Below are 7151 nucleotides of genomic sequence, written 5' to 3'. Positions count from 1 at the left end.
TCCTTGTCTTCCCAGCATTCGAAGATGTTCGGACAGCCGGCCTCTTCACACACGGTGTGGAGGCCTTCCTTCTTGACGAGGTTTTTGAGCTGGACGAACTCGGGGCCCATCTGGACCTTGGCCTTGATCCATTCCGGCTTCCGTTCCACCGGTGTGGCCGCATTTCGCTGCTCAATGCGCAGCATCTTCCGGCCTTCTGGTGCCAGTGTCACAGTAGAGCTCCTTCTGGGGTTGCAACTAGGGCTTGTTCATTCTCGCGCAGTTCTTCGGTGATCCGCGACACGAGGTCCGCCGGCGTGACGTCCCTGCCAATTTCCTGGGCGATCGTGGTGACTCCGGCGTCGCTGATGCCGCAGGCAATGATCTGGCCGTAGGGGGCGAGATCGTTGTTGCAGTTGATCGCGAAGCCGTGCATGGTGACGCCGTCGTGGACGCGGATGCCGATGGCTGCGATCTTGCGGTCGGGGCCCTTCTCGTCCTGCTCGATCCAGACGCCGGCGCGGCCCTTGATCCGTACGGCGTCGATGCCGTAGTCCGCGAGGACGGCAATGATCACGGCTTCGAGGCGCTCCACGTAGTCGCGGATGCCTGCCTTGTTTTTGAGCTTGATGATGGGGTAGCCCACGAGCTGTCCGGGGCCGTGCCACGTGAGCTTGCCGCCGCGGTCGACGGCCACAACGGGAGTTCCGTCAAAGGGCCTTTCGTGGTCTTCGGTGCGCTTGCCGGCGGTATAGACCGCGGAGTGCTCGAGCAGCAGTACAGTGCTGGGCGCGGTGCCGGCGAGGACTTTTTCATGCAATTCGCGCTGGATGTCCCAGCCGCGCGTGTAATCGATGAAGTCCGGGGCGAGACCCAGCTGTTTGAACTCAAGAGTCATGGCATCAAGCTTAGACCCCGCCGCACCCAGCAAGCGTTTGTGTGCTTAAGCTCTCATGCCTGTGGATAACTTCTGCACGATTCCGCGCAATCGGCTATTTCTTGGGTATGGAAGATCTCCCTGCCGCGGGCTGCGCCGCCCCCGAGGTTCCCGGTTACGACGTCGGACGCCTGCTGGGGCGCGGGGGCACAGCCGCCGTGTGGCTGGTGACCGAACGGTCAACCGGCCGGGAGTTCGCCCTCAAGTGCTTCGACTCCGGGGGAGAGGCAGGGGAGGACGACGGCGGAATCCCGGACCGGGAGGCCGAAGAGGCCATGCGCCGGGAGGTGCGGATCCTCTCGGCGCTGGACCACGACCACCTGCTCCGGGCCCACACCGTGCTGCGCCTTCACGGGCCGCGGTCCGGGCCGGACGGAAAGGAAGCCCTGGGCCTGGTGCTGGACTATGCGCCCGGGGGATCAGTCGCGGACCTGATCGCGGGCCGTGGACAACTTGGTGCCGGGGAGACGGTGACGGTCCTGACACCCATTGCCCAGGTTCTTCAGTACCTGCATGCGCATGGTTTCACCCACGGCGATGTCTCGCCGGGCAACGTGTTGTTCACGGCGCATGGGAAACCGTTGCTGGCGGATGTGGGCGTAGCCCGGATGGTGGCCGACGCGGGGGCAGCCCACGTCGCCGGGACCGAGGGCTTTTCCGATCCGGCGCCGGTGGATGCCGTCAGGGCGGGCCTCCAGCCGGAGCGCGACGTCTATTCATTGGCGGCCCTGGGCTGGTATTGCCTGACGGGCCGGGCGCCGGTCCCGGGCGCAGGGCGCCCGCCTCTGCCGCTCTTGGTGCCGGACGTACCGGCGGCGCTGGCCGCCGCGCTGGAGGCCGGGCTCGACGAGGACCGGCGGCAAAGGCCCTCGGCCGCCGAATTGGCCGCGGCGGTCTATCGCAGCACGGCGGCGGAACCCGTGGACCTTTCTGTCACTGCCCACCCGACGGTCATTCCACAGTTGCTCACCCGCCGGGTTGTGCAGCCTGGGTCGAGGATGCGCAGCCCCGGGAATCTTCGGCACCAGATGGCGGCCGGACTCCATCGCGGATTCCGAAAGCGCCACGCACGACGGGTCCTTTCGCTCATCTTCGCAGCCGTGGTCCTGCTGTCTGGCACCTGGCTGTTGACTTCCGGCGGTCCGGCACGCGAGGCCGTCGCCGCGCTGTTTCCGGGGTTGGGCGCGGACCACAATGCGGACCACAGTGCGGACCACGGCGCGCCGGTGCCATCAGGATCTGCCGTTGCTGAGGGGACGTCAGCGGAGCGTCCGGACGGCCCGGCAGGCGAAACGCCGCCGGTCACGGCCGACGGCGGGGCAAACCCGGTACTCCCGGATCTGGAGGCGCTGCTGGCCTCGGCGGATCCGGCGGAGGCCGTCCGCGGTCTCGCCCGGCTGCGCTCGCTCGCGCTCAACTCCGGGGACTTCAGTCTGCTCGACGACGTCAACGCCCCGGAGTCTGCCGCCGCCGCTGCCGACGCGCGGATCAGAACGCAGCTCAGCGGGTCCGGCCATGTGCTGGCCGGATTCTCGACGTCATTGACGCGGATCGAAACCACCGCGGACAGCAGCCCCGCCAGGGCCGTGGTGGCCATCACCGCGGAGTGGTCCGCTTACCAGGAGGTCGATAGGAACGGCGCCTTGGTGGCTGAGGTTCCCGCCGCCTCCGGGCAGCAGCTTCAACTCGTCCTGGTGCCCGTCGGCGGGCGCTGGCGGATCCACGACGTTCTTCCCCCAGGACCCGTGCCTGGGCACGGCTAGGGTTCCGCCGTCGGCGGCCCGTTGGTACCCTCCCTGCGAGACCGCTGCTTGCGAGTGCCTGATCACCGATTTGTTGTGGAAGCGGGCCCGAAACCGCGCAAATCAGCACCCCGGCGACCTGACGTATAGGGGAGTTGGGGACTGTTCCCGGCTAATTCCTAGGTCCATGCTGTAGGCACCGAGCACTTTGTGTGATAAGGGGGCAGTGGGCATGTTCAAACCGTCGACTACTCGCCCCAGGCGGTTTAGCTCCGCCTGGCCCGTGGCACAGACCACGAGGCATCCAAGGGTGTGGCTTCAGTGAGTGAACAGGCATTGACCCGGCCGAAGGCGCCTCCGGCCGTGTGGATCTCCTGGGTGGCTCTGGCGCTGATGACCACGAGTTCGGTGGCCAGCCTCCGTGCGGCCCCGACCATGGCCGTCTACGGCCTCGCTTCAGTCTTCCTCTACCTGGTTCCGGCGATCGTCTTCCTGCTGCCCACCTCCCTCGTGTCCGCTGAACTGGCGTCCGGATGGAAGGGTGGCGTCTACAACTGGGTATCGTCCGGAATCTCCAAACCGATGGGCTTCCTGGCGGTGTGGTGCCAGTTCGCAATGACGATTTTCTACTATCCAACCCTCCTGGGATTCGTCGCGAGCACGCTCGCCTACGTCTTCAACCCGGCGTTGGCCAGCAGCGGCGTGTGGACGGCCTTGGTGATCGTGGTGTTCTATTGGGCCGGCGTGTATGTCTCATCCCGCGGCACGAAGGGTGTGGCAGGCCTGGCCAGCGGTGGCCTGATCATCGGCACCCTGATCCCGGGCGCCCTGCTCGTCATCTTGGGTTTGGTCTTCCTCGGCGAGGGCAATCCGTCCGCCGCTCCGATGACCGCGGCTAACTTCTTCCCCGAGTGGGCCGGGCTGGCCAGTCTGGTGTTGATCGTGAACAACTTCCTGTCCTACAGCGGCATGGAGATGAACGCTGTGCACGTGTCCTCCCTGAAGGACCCGCCCAAGGAGTACCCGAAGTCGATGTTCCTGGCCATGGGACTCGTACTGTTGATCTTCATCCTGCCGGCGCTGGCGATCAGCTGGATCGTCCCGGCCGATGAGCTCTCCCTTACAGCGGGTGTCATGCAGGCCTTCGACGCGGTGCTGGCGTCGTTCAACCTGCAAAGCCTCACGCCGATCCTCGGCATCATGCTGGTTGCTGCCTCCCTCGGCGGCATGCTGACGTGGCTGGCCGGTCCGTCCAAGGGCTTGCTGCTGATCTCGCGTCAGGAAGGCTACCTCCCGCCGTTCCTGCAAAAGCTGAACAAGAACGGCATCCAGCAGAACCTCCTGGTCGTCCAGGGGCTCGTCACCACCGTGATCGCGCTCGGCTACGCGCTCATCCCGGATGTCTCCAGCGCCTACTGGATTTTCTCGGTGATCACCACGCAGGTCTACCTGATCATGTACCTGCTGATGTTCGTGGCCGCGGTCCGGCTCCGCCGCAACGACCCGGACCACCCGCGTGGCTACAGGGCGCCGATGCTGATCGGGCTGTGCGGCGTTGGATTCGCAGCCTCCCTGGCCGCACTGCTTGTCGGGTTCGTCCCGCCGTCGCAGTTCGGCAACGGCGATCCGCTCGTCTATTTCCTGATCGTCGGCGGCGGCGCACTGGGGCTCGGCCTGCTTGTGCCGTTCCTCTTCTACCGGTTCCGCAAGCCCTCCTGGAAGCTGCCCGCCCAAGAAGCGCAGACGGAGGTCCCGGAGTCATGAGCACGCGTCAGGAGTCCTCGACCACGCGCAGCCGCTCGGTCATCTACATCGTTGCCATGGTCCTGCTCGTGGTGTTCGCCGTTGTCGCTCTGCTGAACTTCAGGTCGGCCAGGGAGACCCAACAGTCCCTGGCGAAGGCCGACCAGCTGATAGCGGAGATCGAATCAGCCGGCGGGACAGCACCCTCGCGCGAGCAGATAGCCCGGGTGCTCGGCGACGACGGCGGCGCGGTTTGCGCGAACCCGAACGACGCCCTGAGCAGGGCCACGTTCCAGAGCCAGCTGACGAACGGGGCGACCGGGCCTGGAAACAGGCCGGTGATCGCGAACGCCCGGATCGCCGAGGGCGAGCTCGCGATTATCAAGGTCTACTGCCCGGACCAGCTCGCTGAATTCCAGCAGTACGTCGACGACCTCAAGACCTCAAACGCGGGTGGTGCGTGAGCCGTGGACCTGCGCGCCCGCATCACCGATCTGATGCGTCCGGCACGGGAGGAGCTCGCCGAGTTCGTGGCCATCCGGTCGGTGGCGGATGCGCGGCAGTTCCCGCCGGAGGAGTGTGCCAGGGCTGCCCAGTGGGTGCTGGACAAGTTCGCCGGGCTCGGATTTTCCGACGCCCACCTCGCGCGGACCCCGGACGGCTCCGACGCGGTGGTCGGTTCGAGGCCAGGACCCAATCCCGATGCGCCGACCGTACTCCTCTACGCGCACTACGACGTACAGCCGCCCCTCGATGATTCGGCATGGCGAACCCCGCCCTTCGAGCTCACCGAAGTGGACGGGCGCTGGTACGGCCGGGGAGCCGCCGACTGTAAGGGCAACATCCTTGCCCATTTGCTCGCACTCAGAGCGCTCGGCAACGACGTACCGGTGAACCTGAAGCTGGTGGTCGAGGGGTCGGAGGAACAGGGCACCGGTGGGCTCGAGGCGTTCGTCGCGAGCCACCATGACCTGCTCCGCGCCGACACCATCCTGGTCTGCGACACCGGCAACGCCGCAGTGGGACACCCCGCGGCGACCGTGACCCTGCGCGGGATGGTCAATGTTGTGGTGACGGTGGAGACGATGGCGTCAGAACTCCACTCCGGCATGTTCGGCGGAGCTGCCCCCGATGCGCTCGCCGGATTGATCGCCATGCTGGCATCACTGCGGGACCAGCACGGCAACACCACGGTCACGGGATTGGACAACACCCAGACCTGGACCGGCGCGCCCTATCCGCCCGAGCAGTTCCGCGCGGACGCCGGCGTGCTCGAGGGAGTCTCATTATTGGGCGACGGCAGTGTGTCCGACATGCTCTGGGCGCGACCGGCCATCACCGTGCTCGGCATCGACTGCCCGCCGGTAACGGGCTCGACGGCGTCGATCGTCCCGCGGGCGTCCGCGCGCCTAAACCTGCGCGTCCCGCCAGGCATGGCGGCCGACGACGCCCACTCGGCGTTGGTCAACCACCTCAAGGCTGCCGCACCCTGGGGCGTCCACGTCACGGTGGACCTCGAGGCCATCGGCTCACCCTTCCAGGCGGCAGTCGGCGGCGCGGCCTTTGAGGCCATGAGCGCCGCGATGTCGGAGGCCTACGGAAAGCCGATGGCAACCCTGGGGCAAGGGGGATCGATCCCGCTCTGCAACGTGTTCTCCGACACCTACCCGGACGCGGAGATCATCCTGTTGGGCGTCGAGGAACCGCTCGCACTCATCCACGCACCGAACGAGAGCGTCGATCCGGGCGAGATCAAGGCATTGGCCGAGTCCCTGGCGCTGTTCCTCCAGCGGTACGCCGCGCTGCGCGGTTAGCCCCGGGCCGCCACCCACGCCACGGCCGCTGCGAGAGATGGGTGCTGCCATTCAAAGCCGGCTGCGCTCAGGACAGCCGGTTCCATCCGCTGGCTGGAGAGCAGCAGCTCATCGGCGAGCTTGCCCATCACCAGGCGCAGCACCGGCGCGGGGACGCGCAGCACCGCCGGCCGGTGCAGGGCCCCGGCCAGCTGGGCGATCAGCGAGTTGACGTCCGCGCTTTCCGGGGCGCAAAGATTCACTGGCCCGGCCAGCGTGCTGGCGAGCAGGAAATCAAAGGCGCCGGCAACATCAGGGAGCGTGATCCAAGGCCAGTACTGCCGGCCGTTGCCCAGCGGTCCGCCCACGCCCAGGCGCAGCAGCGGCATCAGCCTTCCCACCGCGCCACCGGAACGGCTCAGGACGACGCCGGTGCGGGGCGTGACCACGCGGACCCCGGCCGGGGCCTCATGCGCCGCGGCCTCCCAGTCTGCGCAGATCCCGGCGAGCACACCGCTGCCCGCGGGGGCGTTCTCCCGGAGCAACGCCAGTCCGGCGTTGCCGTAGTAGTTGGAGCCGGACTGACTCAGGAACACCGCGGGCGGCGTCTCCTGCCGGGTCATCGCCGACGTCAGGGTGCGCGTCGCCCCCAGCCGGGAGCTGCGGAGTTCGTTGACACGTCCCTTGGTCCAGGGCCGGTCGCCGATTCCGGCGCCGGAGAGGTTGACCACCGCGTCCGCGCCCTTCATAGCGGTGTCGTCGATCCGGCCGGCGGCCGGGTCCCACCGGAACTCGGCTGGGGACGCGGGGGCACGCCTGACCAAGGCCACGACGTCGTGCCCCTCGCTGCGCAGTGCGCTCGAAAGGGCGGTTCCGATCAGCCCGGAGGCCCCGGCAATGAGGATTCGCATGATCCATCTCACCATGCCCGGCACGGCCGCGAAACTCCCGGGCCGT

At 67.3% G+C, this 7151-nt stretch carries 6 protein-coding genes and 1 pseudogene; 4 read left to right on the top strand and 3 right to left on the bottom strand.

The window, feature by feature from the left end:
• Positions 1-212: pseudogene (locus BLS42_RS13525) on the bottom strand (lipoyl synthase); the annotation flags it as partial.
• Entirely contained in the window at positions 209-877 is a 669-nt protein-coding gene (lipB, locus tag BLS42_RS13520) for a lipoyl(octanoyl) transferase LipB (RefSeq protein WP_090581969.1), read from the bottom strand. The pseudogene BLS42_RS13525 and the gene lipB, both read right to left, overlap by 4 nt.
• A 107-nt stretch (positions 878-984) precedes the next feature.
• Between lipB and BLS42_RS13515 the strand changes: the two genes are divergently transcribed.
• From BLS42_RS13515 to BLS42_RS13500, 4 genes are all read left to right on the top strand, one after another.
• Positions 985-2679, top strand: coding sequence for a serine/threonine-protein kinase (locus BLS42_RS13515; RefSeq protein WP_090581967.1), 1695 nt, complete (start codon positions 985-987; stop codon positions 2677-2679).
• A 300-nt stretch (positions 2680-2979) separates the two neighbouring features.
• Complete coding sequence (locus BLS42_RS13510; protein ID WP_090581965.1) at positions 2980-4422, top strand: glutamate/gamma-aminobutyrate antiporter GadC; 1443 nt, start codon at positions 2980-2982, stop codon at positions 4420-4422.
• The gene (locus BLS42_RS13505) at positions 4419-4865 is read left to right on the top strand and encodes a hypothetical protein (protein WP_090581963.1); all 447 of its coding nucleotides are present in this window, start codon (positions 4419-4421) and stop codon (positions 4863-4865) included. Before BLS42_RS13510 ends, BLS42_RS13505 begins: the two co-directional genes overlap by 4 nt.
• 3 nt (positions 4866-4868) lie before the next feature.
• On the top strand, positions 4869-6215 hold the full coding sequence (locus BLS42_RS13500) for a dipeptidase (RefSeq protein WP_090581961.1): 1347 nt from the start codon (positions 4869-4871) through the stop codon (positions 6213-6215).
• Here BLS42_RS13500 and BLS42_RS13495 read toward each other — a convergent pair.
• Complete coding sequence (locus BLS42_RS13495) at positions 6212-7105, bottom strand: TIGR01777 family oxidoreductase (RefSeq protein ID WP_090581959.1); 894 nt, start codon at positions 7103-7105, stop codon at positions 6212-6214. The genes BLS42_RS13500 and BLS42_RS13495 overlap by 4 nt on opposite strands.
• Positions 7106-7151 lie beyond the last annotated feature (46 nt).

Source organism: Arthrobacter sp. ov407 (genome assembly GCF_900102895.1).
Taxonomy (GTDB): domain Bacteria; phylum Actinomycetota; class Actinomycetes; order Actinomycetales; family Micrococcaceae; genus Arthrobacter.
The sequence above is the reverse complement of the archived record's forward strand: the minus strand, read 5'-3'. Positions and strand labels throughout refer to the sequence as shown.